The sequence below is a fragment of the Streptomyces sp. NPDC049813 genome, from assembly GCF_044465085.1.
In the GTDB taxonomy this organism is placed as follows: domain Bacteria; phylum Actinomycetota; class Actinomycetes; order Streptomycetales; family Streptomycetaceae; genus Streptomyces.
In genome coordinates, this window is record NZ_JBITLI010000004.1 from 422,167 (window position 1) to 439,344 (window position 17,178).

Annotated in this window: 15 protein-coding genes and 1 pseudogene; 13 read left to right on the forward strand and 3 right to left on the reverse strand. The window is 72.2% G+C overall.

From position 1 onward, the window contains the following. Positions 1 to 54 precede the first annotated feature (54 nt). Positions 55 to 1,656, reverse strand: a complete 1,602-nt coding sequence (locus ACIBW6_RS12325) for a glycoside hydrolase family 20 protein (RefSeq protein ID WP_399059178.1) — start codon at positions 1,654 to 1,656, stop codon at positions 55 to 57. Positions 1,657 to 1,824: 168 nt separating this feature from the next. Here ACIBW6_RS12325 and ACIBW6_RS12330 point away from each other — a divergent pair, with 168 nt between their 5' ends. The 11 genes from ACIBW6_RS12330 (at position 1,825) to ACIBW6_RS12380 (ending at position 11,137) form a co-directional block, all read left to right on the forward strand. Beyond that, complete coding sequence (locus ACIBW6_RS12330; protein ID WP_399059179.1) at positions 1,825 to 2,562, forward strand: 2-oxo-4-hydroxy-4-carboxy-5-ureidoimidazoline decarboxylase; 738 nt, start codon at positions 1,825 to 1,827, stop codon at positions 2,560 to 2,562. Positions 2,563 to 2,713: 151 nt separating this feature from the next. Further along, a complete protein-coding gene (gene sdhC, locus ACIBW6_RS12335) occupies positions 2,714 to 3,094 on the forward strand; it encodes a succinate dehydrogenase, cytochrome b556 subunit (protein WP_399059180.1) in 381 nt (126 codons plus the stop codon). An 8-nt stretch (positions 3,095 to 3,102) separates the two neighbouring features. After that, positions 3,103 to 3,597 carry a succinate dehydrogenase hydrophobic membrane anchor subunit gene (locus ACIBW6_RS12340; RefSeq protein WP_399059181.1) on the forward strand — a complete coding sequence of 165 codons (495 nt, stop codon included), beginning with the start codon at positions 3,103 to 3,105 and terminating at the stop codon, positions 3,595 to 3,597. Positions 3,598 to 3,616: 19 nt separating this feature from the next. Beyond that, positions 3,617 to 5,371 carry a succinate dehydrogenase flavoprotein subunit gene (gene sdhA / locus ACIBW6_RS12345; RefSeq protein WP_399059183.1) on the forward strand — a complete coding sequence of 585 codons (1,755 nt, stop codon included), beginning with the start codon at positions 3,617 to 3,619 and terminating at the stop codon, positions 5,369 to 5,371. Continuing rightward, positions 5,371 to 6,147, forward strand: a complete 777-nt coding sequence (locus ACIBW6_RS12350) for a succinate dehydrogenase iron-sulfur subunit (RefSeq protein ID WP_399059185.1) — start codon at positions 5,371 to 5,373, stop codon at positions 6,145 to 6,147. Before sdhA ends, ACIBW6_RS12350 begins: the two co-directional genes overlap by 1 nt. 391 nt (positions 6,148 to 6,538) lie before the next feature. Further along, on the forward strand, positions 6,539 to 7,465 hold the full coding sequence (locus tag ACIBW6_RS12355; RefSeq protein ID WP_399059186.1) for an SMP-30/gluconolactonase/LRE family protein: 927 nt from the start codon (positions 6,539 to 6,541) through the stop codon (positions 7,463 to 7,465). Positions 7,466 to 7,509: 44 nt separating this feature from the next. Then, positions 7,510 to 7,911 carry a VOC family protein gene (locus tag ACIBW6_RS12360; protein WP_399059187.1) on the forward strand — a complete coding sequence of 134 codons (402 nt, stop codon included), beginning with the start codon at positions 7,510 to 7,512 and terminating at the stop codon, positions 7,909 to 7,911. A 134-nt stretch (positions 7,912 to 8,045) separates the two neighbouring features. Continuing rightward, positions 8,046 to 8,453: a hypothetical protein gene (locus tag ACIBW6_RS12365; protein WP_399059188.1), complete on the forward strand. Its 408-nt coding sequence runs from the start codon at positions 8,046 to 8,048 to the stop codon at positions 8,451 to 8,453. Beyond that, positions 8,450 to 9,001 carry a thiol-disulfide oxidoreductase DCC family protein gene (locus ACIBW6_RS12370; protein ID WP_399059189.1) on the forward strand — a complete coding sequence of 184 codons (552 nt, stop codon included), beginning with the start codon at positions 8,450 to 8,452 and terminating at the stop codon, positions 8,999 to 9,001. Before ACIBW6_RS12365 ends, ACIBW6_RS12370 begins: the two co-directional genes overlap by 4 nt. 81 nt (positions 9,002 to 9,082) lie before the next feature. Continuing rightward, on the forward strand, positions 9,083 to 9,712 hold the full coding sequence (locus ACIBW6_RS12375; RefSeq protein ID WP_399059296.1) for a TetR family transcriptional regulator: 630 nt from the start codon (positions 9,083 to 9,085) through the stop codon (positions 9,710 to 9,712). A 219-nt stretch (positions 9,713 to 9,931) separates the two neighbouring features. After that, the gene (locus ACIBW6_RS12380) at positions 9,932 to 11,137 is read left to right on the forward strand and encodes a D-alanyl-D-alanine carboxypeptidase family protein (RefSeq protein ID WP_399059190.1); all 1,206 of its coding nucleotides are present in this window, start codon (positions 9,932 to 9,934) and stop codon (positions 11,135 to 11,137) included. A 79-nt stretch (positions 11,138 to 11,216) separates the two neighbouring features. On the opposite strand, the gene ACIBW6_RS12385 is transcribed toward ACIBW6_RS12380, so the two are convergent. Further along, positions 11,217 to 13,640: an MMPL family transporter gene (locus ACIBW6_RS12385; RefSeq protein ID WP_399059297.1), complete on the reverse strand. Its 2,424-nt coding sequence runs from the start codon at positions 13,638 to 13,640 to the stop codon at positions 11,217 to 11,219. 162 nt (positions 13,641 to 13,802) lie between these two features. On the opposite strand from ACIBW6_RS12385, the gene ACIBW6_RS12390 reads away from it, so the two are divergent. Further along, entirely contained in the window at positions 13,803 to 14,516 is a 714-nt protein-coding gene (locus ACIBW6_RS12390; RefSeq protein ID WP_399059191.1) for a response regulator transcription factor, read from the forward strand. A 296-nt stretch (positions 14,517 to 14,812) separates the two neighbouring features. Continuing rightward, positions 14,813 to 16,246: pseudogene (locus ACIBW6_RS12395) on the forward strand (ATP-binding protein); the annotation flags it as partial. 271 nt (positions 16,247 to 16,517) lie between these two features. Here ACIBW6_RS12395 and ACIBW6_RS12400 read toward each other — a convergent pair. Next, positions 16,518 to 16,916: an ATP-binding protein gene (locus ACIBW6_RS12400; RefSeq protein ID WP_399059192.1), complete on the reverse strand. Its 399-nt coding sequence runs from the start codon at positions 16,914 to 16,916 to the stop codon at positions 16,518 to 16,520. Positions 16,917 to 17,178: the final 262 nt, after the last annotated feature.

A 17,178-nucleotide genomic window follows, 5' to 3' on the forward strand; every position in this document is an offset into this window, starting at 1 on the left:
CGGCCAGCGGACCTTACGGCCCGCCAAGCCCCGCTGTCCACCCGTCACCGCAGGTCAGGAAGACAAGCGGCCCGCCAGCTCGACGAACTGCGGCCACGTCGGCTCGGGCTTGCCCGGATCCCACAGCTTCTGCGCGGTCGCCCGCAGCGGCATCCGCACGCCCTGCGCGACCTGGGCCTCGGTCTGCGCCTGCGCGAGGTCGCACCAGACGGCGAAGGTGCCGCCGAGGATCTGGCCGTCGTACTTGGCGGGCACCGGCGAGGTGCCGCGCAGGACGAGCGGCGTCCAGCTCTCGTAGATGCGCTTGCCGGTCGGGTAGGTGAAGGTGTTGGGCTGGCCGAGGACGTAGTAGAGGAACTCGTCGTTGTAGTTGGTCACCTTCCGTCCGGCGCTCAGGTACGAGACGGGTTCGCGGGCCCCGATCTCCTTGCCGGTCCAGTAAGCGACTTCCAGGTTCTTGTCGGCCTCGATCTTGCCGCCCGTGTAGAACCCGTCGTTCCAGGCCTTCAGCTTCCGGTCGTAGGGGGCCATCGTCTTGGCCCGGTCGTTCAGCCAGGACTGCGCGAGGTCCTGCACGCGCGCGCCGGACCCGTGCGCCTTGCGCGCCGCGGCGGCGAGCTGCGGGTAGGAGGCCTCCGGGTCCTTGACCGTCAGCGCCTGGTACTCGTCGGCGCCCAGGTGCCAGTACGCGCCCTTGAACAGGCCCGCGTACTCCTTCAGCAGATCGTCCACGATCTTCGCGGAGCCGGGGTCGGAGATGTCGACGGTGCCGCGCCGCGCGGCGCCGTTCACGTCGCGCAGCTGGAGGTCGGGGTGGGCGTCGATGACGGCGCCGAGGTGGCCCGGCGAGTCGAGTTCGGGCACGACCGCCACGTGCCGCTCGGCGGCCAGCGCGAGGATCTCCCTGACCTGCGCCTTGGTCAGGTGCTCAGCGGAGACGACCTCGGGGTGCGAGTCGGACTCGATCCGGAAGGACTGGTCGTCGGAGAAGTGCAGCCCCAGCTGGTTGAACTTCAGGTCCCCGATCTCCCTGATCCGGTCCTTGATCCAGTCGAAGGTGAAGTGCTTGCGGGCGATGTCGATCATGAACCCGCGCTGCGGCTTCGCCGGCTGGTCCGCGACGACGCCCTCGGGCACGGTGGCGCCGCCGTGCGCCTCCTGCTTCAGGGTGCGCGTGCCGTAGAAGACACCCGCCTCGCCCGGTCCGACGATGCGCACGCGCCCGTCCCGGACGGTCATCCGGTACGACTCCTGGTCCGCGCGGCGCGCCCCGCCGAGCGCCAGTTCGACATCGCCGGGGCCCGCCTCGGCGTCCTCGCCGCCGTAGCGCAGCCCCAGTTCCCCGGCGATCAGCCGCCCCTCGTCCGCGAGGCCCTCGTCCCGGACGACGACCCGGCCGCCGCCGGGTCTCCAGCCGGGGCCGCGCGCGGGCGTGAAGTCACGCACCGCCGGGATGGTCCTCGGCGGCGTGGACATCGGGTACGAGCGGCTCGGCGACGGGGACGGGGACACCTTCGAGGCACCGGTCCTGCCGTCCGAGGGGGCCTGGCCCGAGGAGCCGTCGTCCCCGTCCGGCCACAGCACGACCGCGGCCACCACGGCCCCCGCCACGACGACCGCGCCCCCGGCCAACAGCGCCTTCCGATCCCGCTCCACACGCGCCTCCGCTCACGATCACGTCCCCGCCGACCGTAACCGCCACCCCCCGGGCGCGCGGGGAACCGCGCGATCGGCCGCGACGCGTCGGCACCCGCCGGCGGAGAACGCCTCCACGGCGCGAGAGGCGTCGCGGTCCACCCCGCGAAGCCAAACCCTCCCGTCCGGGTGAAATTCGCGCATCCGTCGGACACCCGCAATCAGCCACGGATAGCGTTACGGCACAAACACGCGCCCCACACGCACGCCCCACGCACGCCCCACGCTCCCAACCCGTCCCGCCGGAGGCACCCGCTGTCCGCGCCCCGCGCCCTTCACGTCCCCGGCCGCCGGCCCATACCGGCGGCGACGGCCGGATCGCCCGGCGGGCTCGCCCACTTCAACGGACTCGCGCAGGCCGCCGCCGAGGACGCGCTGTACACCTGCTGCGCCAGCCGCCCCTGGGCGCGCCGGCTCGCCGCGCACCGCCCCTACCCGGACCTGGACTCGCTGCTCGCCGCGGCCGACGAGGCGGCGTACGACCTCACCCCCGCCGCCGTCACCGAGGCCCTGGCCCGCGAGGAGCTGCCGAGGCTGCCGGGCGCGGCAGCATGCTCGGCGGCCTCGGCGGCGCACACCGCGCTCGCCGCGGCGCACAGCGCCTACGAGAGCCGCTTCGGCCACTCCTTCGTGATCTGCCTGGACGACGCCGCCCCCGGCGAGGAGCTCGACCATCTGCTCAGCGCGCTGCGCGACCGCCTCGGCAACGACCGGGAGGAGGAGCGCGTCGTCGCCGCCGAGGAGCTGCGCCGACTCGCCCGGGGCCGGATCGCCCGGTTCGTCCGCGCGCTGCCGGCCGCGCGCACCGGGACGCCGGGCGCCGCGCGGGAGGAAAGCGTGGGCGATAGCCCGTACGTGCCTGTTTGATTGCCTGTTTGATCACACCGGAGGGCCCCCGCGCGAACGAGCCGACAACTCGTCGATACGATGACGAGCGGCCGGTGGACCGTACCCGGCCGGGCCCGACCGACAGTGAAGCCGGCGCGGCCCTCAGTCCCCGCTCCCGGAGGGTTCTTCCGTGCCGGCTGGAACGCTGTACCGCGGCCGGGAAGGCATGTGGTCGTGGGTGGCTCATCGAGTCACCGGTGTCCTCATTTTCTTCTTCCTGTTCGTACACGTCCTGGACACCGCTCTCGTCCGCGTCTCCCCCGAGTCGTACGACGACGTCGTTTCCACCTACAAGACGCCGATCGTCGCGCTCCTTGAGTACGGCCTCGTCGCTGCCATCCTCTTCCACGCGCTCAACGGCCTGCGGGTCATCGCCGTCGACTTCTGGTCGAAGGGCCCCCGCTTCCAGAAGCAGATGCTCTGGACCGTCGTGGGCATCTGGCTCGTCCTGATGGTCGGGGCGCTCTACCCCGTCCTCGGCCACGCCGTCCGTGAACTCTTCGGGAGCTGAGGCCAGACATGTCTGACACCACCCTCACCAAGACGGACGGCACGTCCGGCGTCGGGCCCGTCGAGGGCGCCCCGCTCTACAGCGCCGACAACCCGGCCCCGTTCATCGAGGCGCCGCGCAAGCGCACCTCGAAGACCGGCAAGGGCAGCCGCGGCAACTTCGAGATGATCGCCTGGCTGTTCATGCGGCTGTCCGGCGTCGTCCTGGTCGTCCTCGTCCTCGGCCACCTGCTGATCCAGCTCGTCCTCGACGGCGGCGTCTCCAAGATCGGCTTCGCGTTCGTCGCGGGCCGCTGGGCGTCCCCGTTCTGGCAGGGCTGGGACCTGCTGATGCTCTGGCTCGCGATGCTGCACGGCGCCAACGGCCTGCGCACGGTCATCAACGACTACGCCGAGCGCCCCCAGACCCGCCTGTGGTTGAAGGGTCTCCTTTATGCCGCGACAGTCTTCACTGTCCTCCTCGGCACGCTGGTGATCTTCACCTTCGACCCGAACATCCGTTAAAGCCGAGGCGAGCGAACCCGTGAAGATTCACAAGTACGACACCGTCATCGTCGGCGCCGGTGGCGCGGGCATGCGCGCGGCCATCGAGTCGACCAAGCGCAGCCGCACCGCGGTGCTGACCAAGCTCTACCCCACCCGCTCCCACACGGGCGCCGCGCAGGGCGGCATGGCCGCCGCGCTGGCCAACGTGGAGGAGGACAACTGGGAGTGGCACACCTTCGACACGATCAAGGGCGGCGACTACCTGGTCGACCAGGACGCCGCCGAGATCCTGGCGAAGGAGGCCATCGACTCGGTCCTCGACCTGGAGAAGATGGGCCTGCCGTTCAACCGCACCCCGGACGGCACCATCGACCAGCGCCGCTTCGGCGGCCACTCCCGTAACCACGGCGAGGCGCCGGTGCGCCGGTCCTGCTACGCCGCGGACCGCACGGGCCACATGATCCTCCAGACGCTCTACCAGAACTGCGTCAAGGAGGGCGTGGAGTTCTTCAACGAGTTCTACGTCCTGGACCAGCTCATCGTCGAGGAGGACGGCGTCAAGAAGTCCGCCGGTGTCGTCGCCTACGAGCTGGCGACCGGCGAGATCCACGTCTTCCAGGCCAAGTCGGTCATCTACGCCTCCGGCGGCACCGGCAAGTTCTTCAAGGTGACGTCGAACGCGCACACCCTGACCGGCGACGGCCAGGCCGCCTGCTACCGGCGCGGGATCCCGCTGGAGGACATGGAGTTCTTCCAGTTCCACCCGACCGGCATCTGGCGCATGGGCATCCTGCTGACGGAGGGCGCCCGCGGTGAGGGCGGCATCCTGCGCAACAAGGACGGCGAGCGCTTCATGGAGAAGTACGCGCCGGTCATGAAGGACCTCGCGTCCCGTGACGTCGTGTCCCGCTCCATCTACACGGAGATCCGTGAGGGCCGCGGCTGCGGTCCCGAGGGCGACCACGTCTACCTCGACCTCACGCACCTGCCGCCGGAGCAGCTCGACGCCAAGCTCCCGGACATCACCGAGTTCGCGCGGACCTACCTCGGCATCGAGCCCTACACGGACCCGATCCCGATCCAGCCGACCGCGCACTACGCCATGGGCGGCATCCCGACCAACGTCGAGGGTGAGGTCCTCGCGGACAACACCACCGTCGTCCCGGGCCTGTACGCCGCCGGCGAGGTCGCCTGCGTCTCCGTCCACGGCGCCAACCGCCTCGGCACGAACTCGCTGCTCGACATCAACGTGTTCGGGCGCCGCGCCGGCATCGCCGCCGCCGAGTACGCGCACACGGCTAAGTTCCTGGAGCTGCCCGAGAACCCGGCGTCGCTGGTCGAGGCCCAGGTCGAGCGGCTGCGCAACGCGACGGGCACCGAGCGCGTCGCGGTGCTCCGCAACGAGCTGCAGGAGTGCATGGACGCCAACGTGATGGTGTTCCGCACCGAGCAGACGATCAAGACGGCGGTCGAGAAGATCGCCGAGCTGCGCGAGCGTTACCTCAACGTCTCGATCCAGGACAAGGGCAAGCGGTTCAACACCGACCTCCTGGAGGCCATCGAGCTGGGCAACCTGCTCGACCTGGCCGAGGTCATGGCGACCTCCGCGCTGGCCCGCAAGGAGTCCCGCGGCGGCCACTACCGCGAGGACTTCCCGAACCGCGACGACGTCAACTTCATGCGCCACACCATGGCGTACCGCGAGGTCGGCGACGACGGCTCCGAGTCCATCCGTCTGGACTACAAGCCGGTCGTCCAGACCCGCTACCAGCCGATGGAGCGTAAGTACTGATGGCAACCCCGATCATGGACAAGGCGGAGGCGGCCGGCACGGCCGAGCCCGGGTTCGCCGACTCCCCGTACATCACCGTCACCTTCCGGATCCGCCGGTACAACCCGGAGGTCTCGGCGGAGGCGAGCTGGGTCGACTTCCAGCTGGAGATCGACCCGAAGGAGCGCGTCCTCGACGCCCTCCACAAGATCAAGTGGGAGCAGGACGGGTCGCTGACCTTCCGCCGCTCCTGCGCGCACGGCATCTGCGGGTCCGACGCGATGCGCATCAACGGCAAGAACCGCCTTGCCTGTAAGACGCTCATCAAGGACATCAACCCGCAGAAGCCGATCACGGTCGAGGCCATCAAGGGCCTGACGGTCCTGAAGGACCTGGTCGTGGACATGGACCCGTTCTTCCAGGCGTACCGCGACGTCATGCCGTTCCTCGTCACGACGGGCAACGAGCCGACGCGCGAGCGCCTGCAGTCCGCCGAGGACCGCGAGCGCTTCGACGACACCACCAAGTGCATCCTGTGCGCGGCGTGCACGTCGTCGTGCCCGGTGTTCTGGAACGACGGCCAGTACTTCGGTCCGGCCGCCATCGTCAACGCGCACCGCTTCATCTTCGACTCGCGCGACGAGGCCGGGGAGCAGCGCCTGGAGATCCTCAACGACCGTGACGGCGTGTGGCGCTGCCGCACCACGTTCAACTGCACGGACGCCTGCCCGCGTGGCATCGAGGTCACCAAGGCGATCCAGGAAGTGAAGCGCGCCCTGATCACGCGCCGCTACTGACCTTCGGGTCGTGCCTGTTCCGTGGGCCCCGCTCCTTTCGAGGAGCGGGGCCCACGGCCCTTGCTGAGCACGAGGGCCTGGGTGCGGTCGCCCTCGAAGGGCAGGTAGCCGGTCCCCGCGGTGGCACCGGCGCCGCCGGTGGACGACTTCGGGACGATGCAGGAACCGGCCCTCGATCCTGCACCGGTCGGCGATCGCGAGCCGCGGTGAGCCGCTCTTCGGCGACCTCCAGCCCGAAGGCCGTGCCCCTGCCCCCTGATGTCGTCTCGTCGGCGCACGTCACCGTTGCCATGCGAGGACGCTACGGGCCGCCACCGACAATTGACATGCGCCCGCCGCCCGGCCCGGACAGGATGGCCTCCGGTTCCCGACAGCTTCCGGAGGATGACCCATGTCCACGCCGACCGTTCCCGTCTCGTACGAGATCCTCGACGAGCGTTTCCGCACCGGCCGGTGCGCCAGTGGCGACGACCGCATGCAGATCCTGCACTCCGGCGGCCGCTGGGTCGAGGGGCCGCTCTACCTGCCCGCCTGGCGTCAGCTCATCTGGAGCGACATCCCCAACGACCGCCTGCTGCGCTGGGACGAGACGAGCGGCGCCGTCAGTGTCTTCCGCTCCCCCGCCGGGCACGTCAACGGCAACACCCTGGACCGCGAGGGCCGGCTCGTCAGCTGCGAGCAGGGCAACCGGCGCGTGACGCGCACCGAGCACGACGGCCGGCTCACCGTGCTCGCCGACCGCTGGGAGGGCAAGCGGCTGAACAGCCCGAACGACGCGGTGGTGCGTTCGGACGGCTCGGTGTGGTTCTCCGACCCGGACTTCGGGATCACGAGCGACTACGAGGGGTTCCGCGCCGAGTCCGAGATCGGCGCCAACAACGTCTACCGCGTCGACCCCCACAGCGGTGAGGTGCGGCGCGTCGCCGACGGGCTCGGGGCGCCGAACGGGCTGGTCTTCTCACTCGACGAGCGCCAGTTGTACGTGTCCGACACGCGCGCGGGCGTGCTGCGCGTCCACGACGTCCAGGAGGACGGCACCCTCTCCGACGGAAAGGTGTTCGCCGAGATGGCGCAGGGGCTCGGCCGGTTCGACAACATCCGCTTCGACGACCAAGGGCGTCTGTGGGTGGCGGCCATGGACGGTGGCGTGCACTGCTACGACCCGGACGGCACCCTGATCGGGCGGCTCCTGACGCCCGAGCCCGTCGCCAACATCGCGTTCGGCGGGCCCAAGAACAACCTCATGTTCCTCACCGCGACCACCTCGCTGTACTGCCTGATGATGGCGGTGACCGGGGCGCCACGGATTCACCGCTGACCGCTTGCGCCGCGATCGGGACGATTCATGGCTAATCTGACGGTATGTCACTAGCCCTTGACACTCTCGGCTTCGACAACGCCCTGCTCCCCGTCGGCGACCTGCCCGAGGCCGTCGCCTTCTACGAGCGCGTGGGCCTGCCCGTGAAGTTCCGCCTGGACGAGGCCGGGATCGCGCTGCTCGCGGTCGGCAAGGAGACACCCGGCCTCCTCCTGCGCGCCGAGGACGGCTACGGCCACCGTCCGCCGCCGTGGCCCGCGCCGCGCCTCTGGCTGGAGGTGCCCGACGCGCGCGCCGTGGCCCGCTCGCTTGAGGCGGCGGGCATCGCCCCGCTCGACCCGCCCTTCTCCACCTCCACCGGGTACGTCGTCGAGATCGCGGACCCGTGGGGCAACGTCCTCGGATTCACCGACTACCTCAAGCGCCCGGAGCTTGCCCGGAATTGAGCCCTCCGGCTCCCGCCCGGCTCCCCTCTCGTGAGACCCCCGTCACGTACGACGACCCGAGCTTGAACGTGTTCAAAAACAGGTCTACTGTCACTCCTGTCAGCGTTTTTGAACGCGTTCAAGGAGGGTGGGGCATGGACCTCACAGTTGTCGCCTACGTCGTCTACCTCGTCGTCAGCATCGGGCTGACCGTCTGGGTGGCACGCACCCTGAGCCGTAACGGAAGGGTCTTCCTCTCCGACGTGCTGCACGGGAACGAGAAGCTGGCCGACGCCGTCAACCACCTCCTGGTGGTCGGCTTCTACCTGGTGAACCTCGGCTTCGTCGCGCTCTACCTGAGCGGCGACGGGACCATCGACAACGCCCGCGGGGTCTTCGAAGCCCTGTCGACCAAGCTCGGCGTGGTGCTGCTCGTCCTCGGCGTGATGCACCTGGGCAACGTCTACGTCCTCAACAAGATCCGGCGGCGCGGCGTCATGGAGCGCGAGCAGCAGCCGCCGGTCCCGCCGCAGGGGTGGGCCGCTCCGGTGGCCGGAGCGTGACAGCGGTGGGAGCCACGGGGGAGACGGACCGGGACGCCCGGGGGGACGTCCCGGTCCGCCGGCTCACCGTGCTGTACGACGCCGAGTGCCCGCTGTGCGCCTTCGCGCGCGGCTGGCTGGGCCGGCAGCGGCAGCTGGTGCCGCTGGAGTTCGTCCCCGCCGGCTCCGACGAGGCGCGGCGCCGCTTCCCGGCGCTCGACCACACCGCCACGCTCAGCGACATCACCGTCCTCGGGGACGGCGGCCAGCTCTACCGCGGGTCCGCCGCGTGGGTCGTGTGCATGTGGGCGCTGCGCGAGTACCGCGCCACCGCGCACCGGATGGCCACCCCCGCGGGCATGAAGGTCGCCAAGCAGGTGGTGCTCGGCGCCGCCAAGTACCGCGAACGGCACCAGGGGCGGCAGGCGGGCGGCGGGGCGTACCGGCGAGCGGACGGGTGGACGTACGACGCGAAGGACGGCTGGTACTACGTGCGGCCCGGCACGGTCAGCGCGAGCCGCGGGGCGGGGGGCGCCGCCTGTGACCGTGGCTGCCAGGTGGCCGATTAGGCTCGGGGCGTGGCTACAGACAAGACGGAGGCCAAGGGCGTCAAGAGCGAGCAGACGCGGGCGCTGATCCTGGAGACGGCGATGCGGCTGTTCCGGGAGCGGGGCTACGACAAGACGACGATGCGGGCCATCGCGCAGGAGGCCGGGGTCTCCGTCGGCAACGCGTACTACTACTTCGGGGGCAAGGAACACCTCATCCAGGGGTTCTACGACCGGATCACCGCCGAGCACGAGGCGGCGGTCCGGTCCGTCCTGGACACGGAGACCGATCTGCAGGCCCGGCTCGCCGGGGTGCTGCGGACGTGGCTGGAGATCGCCGAGCCGTACCACGAGTTCGCGGCCCAGTTCTTCAAGAACGCGGCCGATCCGGACTCCCCGCTCAGCCCGTTCTCGGCCGAGTCGGAGCGGGCCCGGGAGTCCTCCATCGCCGTGCACCGCGAGGTGCTGGCCGGGTCGAAGGCCAAGGTCCCGGCCGAACTGGCGGAGATCCTGCCGGAGCTGATGTGGCTGTCCCAGATGGGGCTCGTGCTCTATTGGGTCTTCGACAGCTCCGAGGGCCGCGAGCGCAGCCGGCGGCTCGCCGAGCGCGGCGCCCGGCTGACGGCGCGGGGCGTGGCGCTGGCCCGCTTCCGGGTGCTGCGTCCGCTCGTCCTGGAGGTGCACGAGCTGTTCATCGACTTCCTGCCGGGGATGACGCGCACGACGTCGTAGCGGGTCCAGGCGGGGCCCTGCCGGTCCTGCCGGGTCCTGCTCGGTCCTGCCGGGTCCCGCCCTGTCCTGCCTGGTCCTGCCCGGCCCTGCCGGGACCCGCCCCGTCCTGCCCGGTCCTGCCCGTTCCTGCCGGAGGTGGCCGTGTCACCTCGTGGCGGGTCCCGGCCGGGGTCGGGACCCTCTGGTCTTTACCCCCGCTTGGGCCGGTACGGTCGCGGGATGCCTGGCACCACCGGAATCCACGACTCCACGCACCTCAGCCGCCGCGGCGCCCTCGGCATGGGCCTCGCGACGGCAGCCGCGCTGGCCCTGCCCGCGCAGGCCGCTTCCGCCACGTCCGCCACGTCTGCCACGTCCGGCGCCGCTCCCGGTGGTGAACGGCTCGCCGCGTCCGGGGTGCAGGTCCGCCGCCGCGCGCGAGCGCCCAAGCTGCCGGAACTCGCCGCGAAGGCGTGGCTGGTCGCCGACGACGACACCGGCGACGTACTCGCCGCGTACGGCGCGCACCGGGCGCTGCCGCCCGCCTCGACCCTGAAGATGCTGTTCGCCGCCACCGTCCTGCCCGCGTTCCCGCACGACCTGCGGCACCGGGTGACCGCCGCCGACCTGGCCGGGATCCCGGCGGGCTCCAGCCTCGTCGGCGTCCAGGCCGGGACCACGTACACCGTCCACCAGCTGTGGCAGGGCGTCTTCCTGCGCTCCGGGAACGATGCCGTGCACGTGCTCGCCTCGATGTACGGCGGCGTCGCCCGCACGGTCGCGGCGATGCAGGCCAAGGCGGCGGACCTCCAGGCCGGCGACACGCACGTGGTCAGCCCGGACGGCTTCGACCACCCGGGTCAGCTCTCGTCCGCGTACGACCTGACGCTCTTCGCCCGCGCCGGGCTGAAGAACCCCGACTTCCGGGGCTACTGCGGCACGGAGGTCGCCGACTTCCCCGCGGGCGGCGGCAAGACGTTCCAGATCCAGAACACCGACCGCCTCCTCACCGGGCAGGGCGTCACCGCGTACGACGGCCTCCTCGGCGTCAAGAACGGCTACACCTCGCACGCGGGCAACACCTTCACCGGCGCCGCCACCCGCGGCGGCCGCACCCTCCTGGTCACCGTCATGCACCCCGCGCCCGGGTACGAGGCGGTCTACCGGGAGACCGCCGCACTGCTCGACTGGGGGTTCGCCGCGGGCGACGCGGTGCGCCCGGTCGGGGAGCTGGTCACGCCGCTGAGCGAACAGCCGAAGCGCTCCGCGTCCCCCGCACCCGGCGTGCCCGGCACACGGGGCGCGGCCACCGCCGCGCCGGGGCCCGTCGCCGACGACGAGGGGTGGGCCCTGGGCGGTTCGGCGGCGGTCGCGGCCCTGGCGGGCGGCAGCCTGCTCGCGCTGCGGCGCCGGGCGCGGCCGTCGGGGCGCAGGCGGAGGGGGTAGCTTCCCCGGCCGCCGCCTCCGCCCGCGGGCCAGCGGCTCTCGGCCCGCGGCTCTCGGCCCCGGCTCTCGGCCCCGGCTCCTACTGCACCGCCGCGTCCGTCCCCGCCTCCTCCCGCAGTTCCATGTCGTGGACGAGGGGCTCGGTGCCGACCGTGACGTGGCGGGCCACCGACCGCAGGTGGCGGCCCGTCACCGCGAGCGTGTAGCCGCCGGGGGCCGGCACCGCCACGATGTAGGAACCGTCGGCCAGGGACTCGACGCGGTCCAGCTGGCGGCCGCCCTGGGAGATCAGGGTGACCGAGGCGCCGGGCCACGGCGCGCCTTCCGGGGTGCGCAGGAAGCCGTGCACGACCGTCGCGCCCGCCGCCGCCCCGGCCGCGGCCGGCGGGGCCGGTGGCGCCGGCGTCTCCCGGGGCTCGACCGCGAGGTGCGGCAGCCTGCGGTCAAGACCGCGCGGCAGCCACCAGTTGGCCCGGCCCAGCAGGTGCATCGCCGCGGGCACCAGCGCCGTCCGCAGCACGAACGCGTCCAGGGCGACCGCCGCCGCGAGCCCGATGCCCGCCATCGCGCCTTCCATGTCGCCGCTCAGGACGAACGCCGAGAAGACGCAGACCATGATCAGAGCCGCGCAGTTGATGACCCGGCTGGTCTCGGCGAGGCCGACGCGCACGGCCCGCGCGTTGTCCCGGGTGTGCACCCACTCCTCGTGCATCCGGCTCACCAGGAACACCTGGTAGTCCATGGAGAGCCCGAAGAGCAGGGACAACATGATGACCGGCAGGAAGGCCGTGATCGGCCCCTCCTTGCCGAGGCCCAGCGCCTCCGCCCCCCAGCCCCACTGGAAGACCGCCACGAGGACACCGAAGGAGGCCGCCGCCGCGATCAGGTTCATCAGCGCCGCCGTCAGCGGCACGACGAGCGAGCGGAACGCGACGAGGAGCAGCAGGAATCCGAGCGCGATGATCGTGCCGACGAAATACGGCAGCCGCTCGCCCGTCACCGCCGCGAAGTCCTTGAACACCGCCGTCACCCCGCCGACGTGGGCCTCCACCCCGGCCCGCGGGATCACGTCGTCGCGCAGCCGGTCGATCAGCTCGTCCGTCCCGACCGACTGCGGCGAGGTGGTGGGCACGACCTGCACGACGGAGATCCCGTGCGCGGGCGGCGCCGCCGCCACCTGGGCGACCCCCTCGGTCGTACGGATCCTCGCGACCAGGTCCGAGGCGTCGGCGCCGCCCGCCACCACCACTTGCAGCGGCCCGTTGAACCCGGGGCCGAACCCCTCCGCCAGCAGGTCGTAGGCCTGCCGGGTGGTGGTCGACTCCTTGTGGTTGCCCTGGTCGGTGGCGCCGAGCCGCAGCGAGAGCACCGGGATCGCGAGGACCAGCATGACGACGAGGGCCGCCGCCCCGATGGTCCGCGGCCGCTTCTGCACGTACGCCGACCAGCGCGCCGCGAGCCCGCTCGCCTCGGCCGGTTCGGGTCCCTGCGCGGCGAGCCTGCGGCGCCGGCGGCGGCTGAGCACGCGCGGGCCGAGGAGGCCGAGCAGCGCCGGCAGCAGGGTGATCGCGGCGAGGACCGACAGGACGACGGTGAGCGAGGTGGCGACGACGACGCCGTCGAGGAACCGCATGTTCATCACGAGCATCCCGGCCAGCGCGATGCAGACGGTGCCGCCCGCGAACAGTACGGCCCGGCCCGAGGTGTTGAGCGCCTGGACCGCCGACTCCTCCGGTTCCAGGCCGCGTTCGATGCCCTTGCGGTGCCGGGTGACGATGAACAGGGCGTAGTCGATCCCGACGCCCAGGCCGATCAGCGAGCCGAGCAGCGGCGCCACCTCGGGCACGTCCGTGACGTGGCTGAGCAGGGCCGTCGACATCAGGCCCGTGCCCACGCCCATCACCGCGACGACGATCGGCAGCAGCATCGCGAACAGCGAGCCGAACGCCAGGAAGAGCACGACCGCGGCCGCCGCGATCCCGACCGCCTCGGACAGGCCCTGCGGCGGCTCCTGCGTCCGGGTCACGGCCTGGCCGCCCGCCTCCACCTGCAAGCCGTCCCGTGCGGCGGCCCGCGCACGGTCGACGACGTCCTGCACCAGCTCCTTCGGGACCTCGTTGGCCTGCTCGGCGAAGGTCACCTGCGCATAGGCGATGGTGCCGTCCGCACTGATCTGCCCGGGCGCCCTCCCGTAGGGCCCGGCGACCTCGCCGACGCCCTTCATCCCGGCGATGTCCTTCAGCGCGGGCTCGATCCGGGCCCGTACCGCCCGGTCCCGCACGGAGCCCTCGCCGGTCTTCCAGACGATGGTGTCCGTGTCCCCCGAGCGCTCCGGGAAGGCCTGCGCCAACTGGTCGTAGGCGGTCTTCGAATCGGTGTCCGGAAGGGAGAAGACGTTCGCGTAGTCGGTGCCCGCCGTCGTACCCGCGGTCCCGAGGCCCAACAACGCCCCCACCCACAGCACCAGGACCACCAGGCGGTGCCGGTAGCACCACCGTGCCAATGCCGTCACGTGCTCGCTCCTTGTCGACGCGTCCGTGTCCCCCGGGCGTCGTCCCAGCATCCGACGGCCGCCGCCGGTTCCTCCCGGTACGGCCGCGACTCTCAAGGAACTCCAAGGAGACCGGCGGGCCCCCGGCGCGGGTGCGCACGGATAATTCGGCCCATGACTGTCAACGGCGCACCCCCCGCGACGGTGCTCGTCGTCGAGGACGAGCCGAGCATCGCCGACGTCCTCGCGATCGCCCTGCGCTACCACCGCTTCGACGTGATGACGGCGGGCACCGTGCGCGAGGCCCTCGCCCTGACCGAGCGGACCCGCCCGGACGCGGCGCTGCTCGACATCATGCTGCCGGACGGCGACGGCCGGGCGCTCGGCCGCGAACTGCGCGCCCGCCGCCCGGACCTGGCCCTGGTCTTCCTGACCGCACGGGACGCCCCGGCCGAGGTCGTCGGCGCGCTCGGCTTCGGCGACGACTACATCACCAAGCCCTTCAACATCGACGAGGTCGTGGCCCGGCTGCACGCCGTGCTGCGGCGCACCCGGCCCGCCGACGTCCTGCCGCAGCGGCCCCCGCTCACCTACGGCGACCTGGAGCTGGACGACGTGACGTACACGGTCCACCGGGCCGGCCGCGCCGTGCAGCTGACGCCCACGGAGTACGCGCTGCTGCGTTTCCTCGTCCGCAACGGGGGCCGGATCGTGCCCAAGGAGCAGCTCCTACGACATGTCTGGCAGTACGAACACGCGGCCACCGCGACCGCGGGCTCGACGGTCGTCGAGACCTACATCAGCTACCTGCGCCGCAAACTGGACGCGCTGGGACCGCCGCTGATCATGACGCGGCGGGGGGTGGGGTACGGGTTGGGGGCGATGTGAGGGGGGGGCGGGGTGGGGGTGGTGAGTGGGGTGGGCTTGGTGAGCGGGGTGGGCTTGGTGAATGGGGGTGGGCTTGGTGAGCGGGGTGGGCTTGGTGAGCGGGGTGAGTGGGGCGCCCGGCGTGGGCGGAGCGCCGCTGCGGGGGGTGCGAGGTGCCCGGGGTGACCTGGTGAAGCGGCGGCGGCGCGGGAGCCTCCACTCGTTGCGGGGGCGCGCGGTGCCCGGGGTGACCCGGTGAAGCGGCGGCGGCACGGGGCGCACTCGTTGCGGGGGCGCGCGGTGACCGGGGTGGCCCGGTGAACCGGCGCCGGCGCGGAGCGCACTCGTTGCGGGCCAAGCTGACCGTCGCGAACGTGCTGCTGCTCGCCCTCGGCATCGCCGCGGCCACCGCGGTCAGCCTCATCGGCATGCGCCACTACCTCCTCGACAACATCGACGCGGAACTGCGCGCCTCACGCACCTCCCTCCAGCGGACCGGGATCACCCTCAAACAGGTCCAGGCGCTCAGCCAGTTGGGCATCGCCCTCGACAAGATGTCCCCGGACGGCGCGGGGCCCGCGGGCGCGCTGCCCCGCTCCGACTCGGTCTTCGTCGCCGTCGGCCGGGACGGCCGCCCGGTCCCGGTCGGGGCGCTCCGGCCGACCGGCCGCCAGCGCGAACTCGCCGACGCCGTCGGCGACCCCGACGCCCTCGCCCGCGACACCGCCGTCCACGACGTGCGGCTCGGCGACACCCCGTACCGTCTCGTCGGAGCCGGTCTCGCCGACGACACCACCATCCTGATGGCGACCTCCACCGGCGCCGTCCAGTCCGGCGTGCACAAGGCCCTGCGGTTCGATCTCGCGGCCGGGATCACGCTGTTGCTACTGCTGGCCGTCGCCACCATGTACAGCTCGCACCGCCGCCTACGCCCCCTGGAGGACATGGTGGAGACGGCGTCCGCGATCGCCGAGGGCGACCTCGCCCGGCGCGTGCCCTCGCGCCGCGCGCCCGTCCAGGAGACCGAACAGCTGCGCCTCGCGCTCAACTCGATGCTCCACCAGGTCGAATCGGCCTTCGAGACCCGCGAACGCAGCGCCGCCCAGCTGCGCCGCTTCGTCGCCGACGCCTCGCACGAACTGCGCACCCCGCTGTCCGCGATCCGCGGCTACCTCCAGCTCTACGACAAGGGGATGCTCCGCGAACCCGGCGAACGGGCCCGCGCCTGGCAGCGCGTGAACGCCGAGACCGACCGCATGCAGCGCCTCGTCGACGAACTGCTCACCCTGGCCCGCCTCGACCAGCGGCCCGAACTGCGGCTGCGCCACGTCGACCTGAGCCGCCTCGCCCGCGACGCCGCGGACGACCTGCGCATGCAGCAGCCCGAACGCCCGGTGACCGTGGCCGCCGAGGGAGCGGTACTCGTCCGCGCCGACGAGTCCGGGCTGCGCCAGGTCCTGGGCAACCTCCTCGGCAACGTACGGATCCACACGCCCGCGGACACCCCCTGCGCCCTGTCCGTCACCCGCGACGCGGAGACCGTGCGGCTGGTCGTCGCCGACGAGGGCCCCGGCCTCACTGAGCAAAACGCTGCTCGCGCCTTCGACCGCTTCTTCCGCGCGGGCGGGGGCGCGGGAAGCGGGCTCGGTCTCGCCATCGTGCAGGGGGTGGTCCGGGCTCACGGTGGGGAGGTGTCCATACGGACGCGGCCGGGGGCGGGGTTGACGGTCACGGTCACCTTGCCGGTGCGGGGGCCCGTGCCGGGGGCGGGGCGGAATACGGCAGGTGCGACGGGGGCGGGGTCAGTTTCGGCGGGGTCAGTTCTGGCGGGGTCAGTTCTGGCGGAGGCGGTCTCGGCGGAGGCGGCGGGCGCAGAGTCGGTATCGGCGGAGGCAGTTCCTGAGGAGGCCGTCTCGGCGGAGCCGGTATCGGCGGAGGCGGCGGGGACAGAGCCGGTATCGGCGGAGGCGGCGGGTCAGGAGCCGACCAGCACGCGGAACATCTTGCCGTGACGGAGGCGGGTCAGGAGCGGACCAGCGCCCAGACCGTCTTGCCGTGACGGCCGCGATGCCACACGCCCCACGCCTCGGCGAGCGCGTCGACCAGGTGCAGCCCCCGCCCGCTCTCGTCATCGGGCGCGCGCGGCGACCTCAGCTCGGGCTCGGCCGGGGACGCGTCGGACACCTCGATGAAGCAGGAGCCGTCCGCCAGCACCGTCACCGCGATCTCGAACTCCCGCTCGCGCGCAGGCCCGTGCCGGATCGCGTTCGTCGCCAGCTCGGAGACGAGCAGGACAGCCGTGTCGAGCGCGCCGGCCGGTTCGGTGTGCCCCCAGACCGCCAGATGGTCGCGGACGTGCAGCCGCGCCACCCCGACCGAGGCCGGGTGCCGGGGCAGTCTGAACGCCCTGCGCCGCAACACACGTAGTCACCTCCCCCACATCGTGAACACATATTCGACACATCATGCAGCGCCGCGACCACCCTGCGTGTCACTGCGTTCCCGTTCCCCCCACCCCGATCCGGCCAGATCCAGCCGCGCGTCCGGCCCCCCGACGCCTCTCCCCCGGCCGCGGCGCCTGGCTTGACGCAGCTGCCGACCTGACTCCCCGTGCTCAGCACAAGGTCACAGCGGACGCGGACGCGCGTCACGGCTCGCAGACCCCGCACAGTGAACATGTCCG

Coding starts and splice junctions, on each gene's coding strand:
- ACIBW6_RS12340 (WP_399059181.1), top strand. CDS start 3,103: ATGTCTGACACCACCCTCACCAAGACGGACGGCACGTCCGGCGTCGGG.
- ACIBW6_RS12350 (WP_399059185.1), top strand. CDS start 5,371: ATGGCAACCCCGATCATGGACAAGGCGGAGGCGGCCGGCACGGCCGAG.
- ACIBW6_RS12355 (WP_399059186.1), top strand. CDS start 6,539: ATGTCCACGCCGACCGTTCCCGTCTCGTACGAGATCCTCGACGAGCGT.
- ACIBW6_RS12360 (WP_399059187.1), top strand. CDS start 7,510: ATGTCACTAGCCCTTGACACTCTCGGCTTCGACAACGCCCTGCTCCCC.
- ACIBW6_RS12365 (WP_399059188.1), top strand. CDS start 8,046: ATGGACCTCACAGTTGTCGCCTACGTCGTCTACCTCGTCGTCAGCATC.
- ACIBW6_RS12375 (WP_399059296.1), top strand. CDS start 9,083: ATGCGGCTGTTCCGGGAGCGGGGCTACGACAAGACGACGATGCGGGCC.
- ACIBW6_RS12380 (WP_399059190.1), top strand. CDS start 9,932: ATGCCTGGCACCACCGGAATCCACGACTCCACGCACCTCAGCCGCCGC.
- ACIBW6_RS12390 (WP_399059191.1), top strand. CDS start 13,803: ATGACTGTCAACGGCGCACCCCCCGCGACGGTGCTCGTCGTCGAGGAC.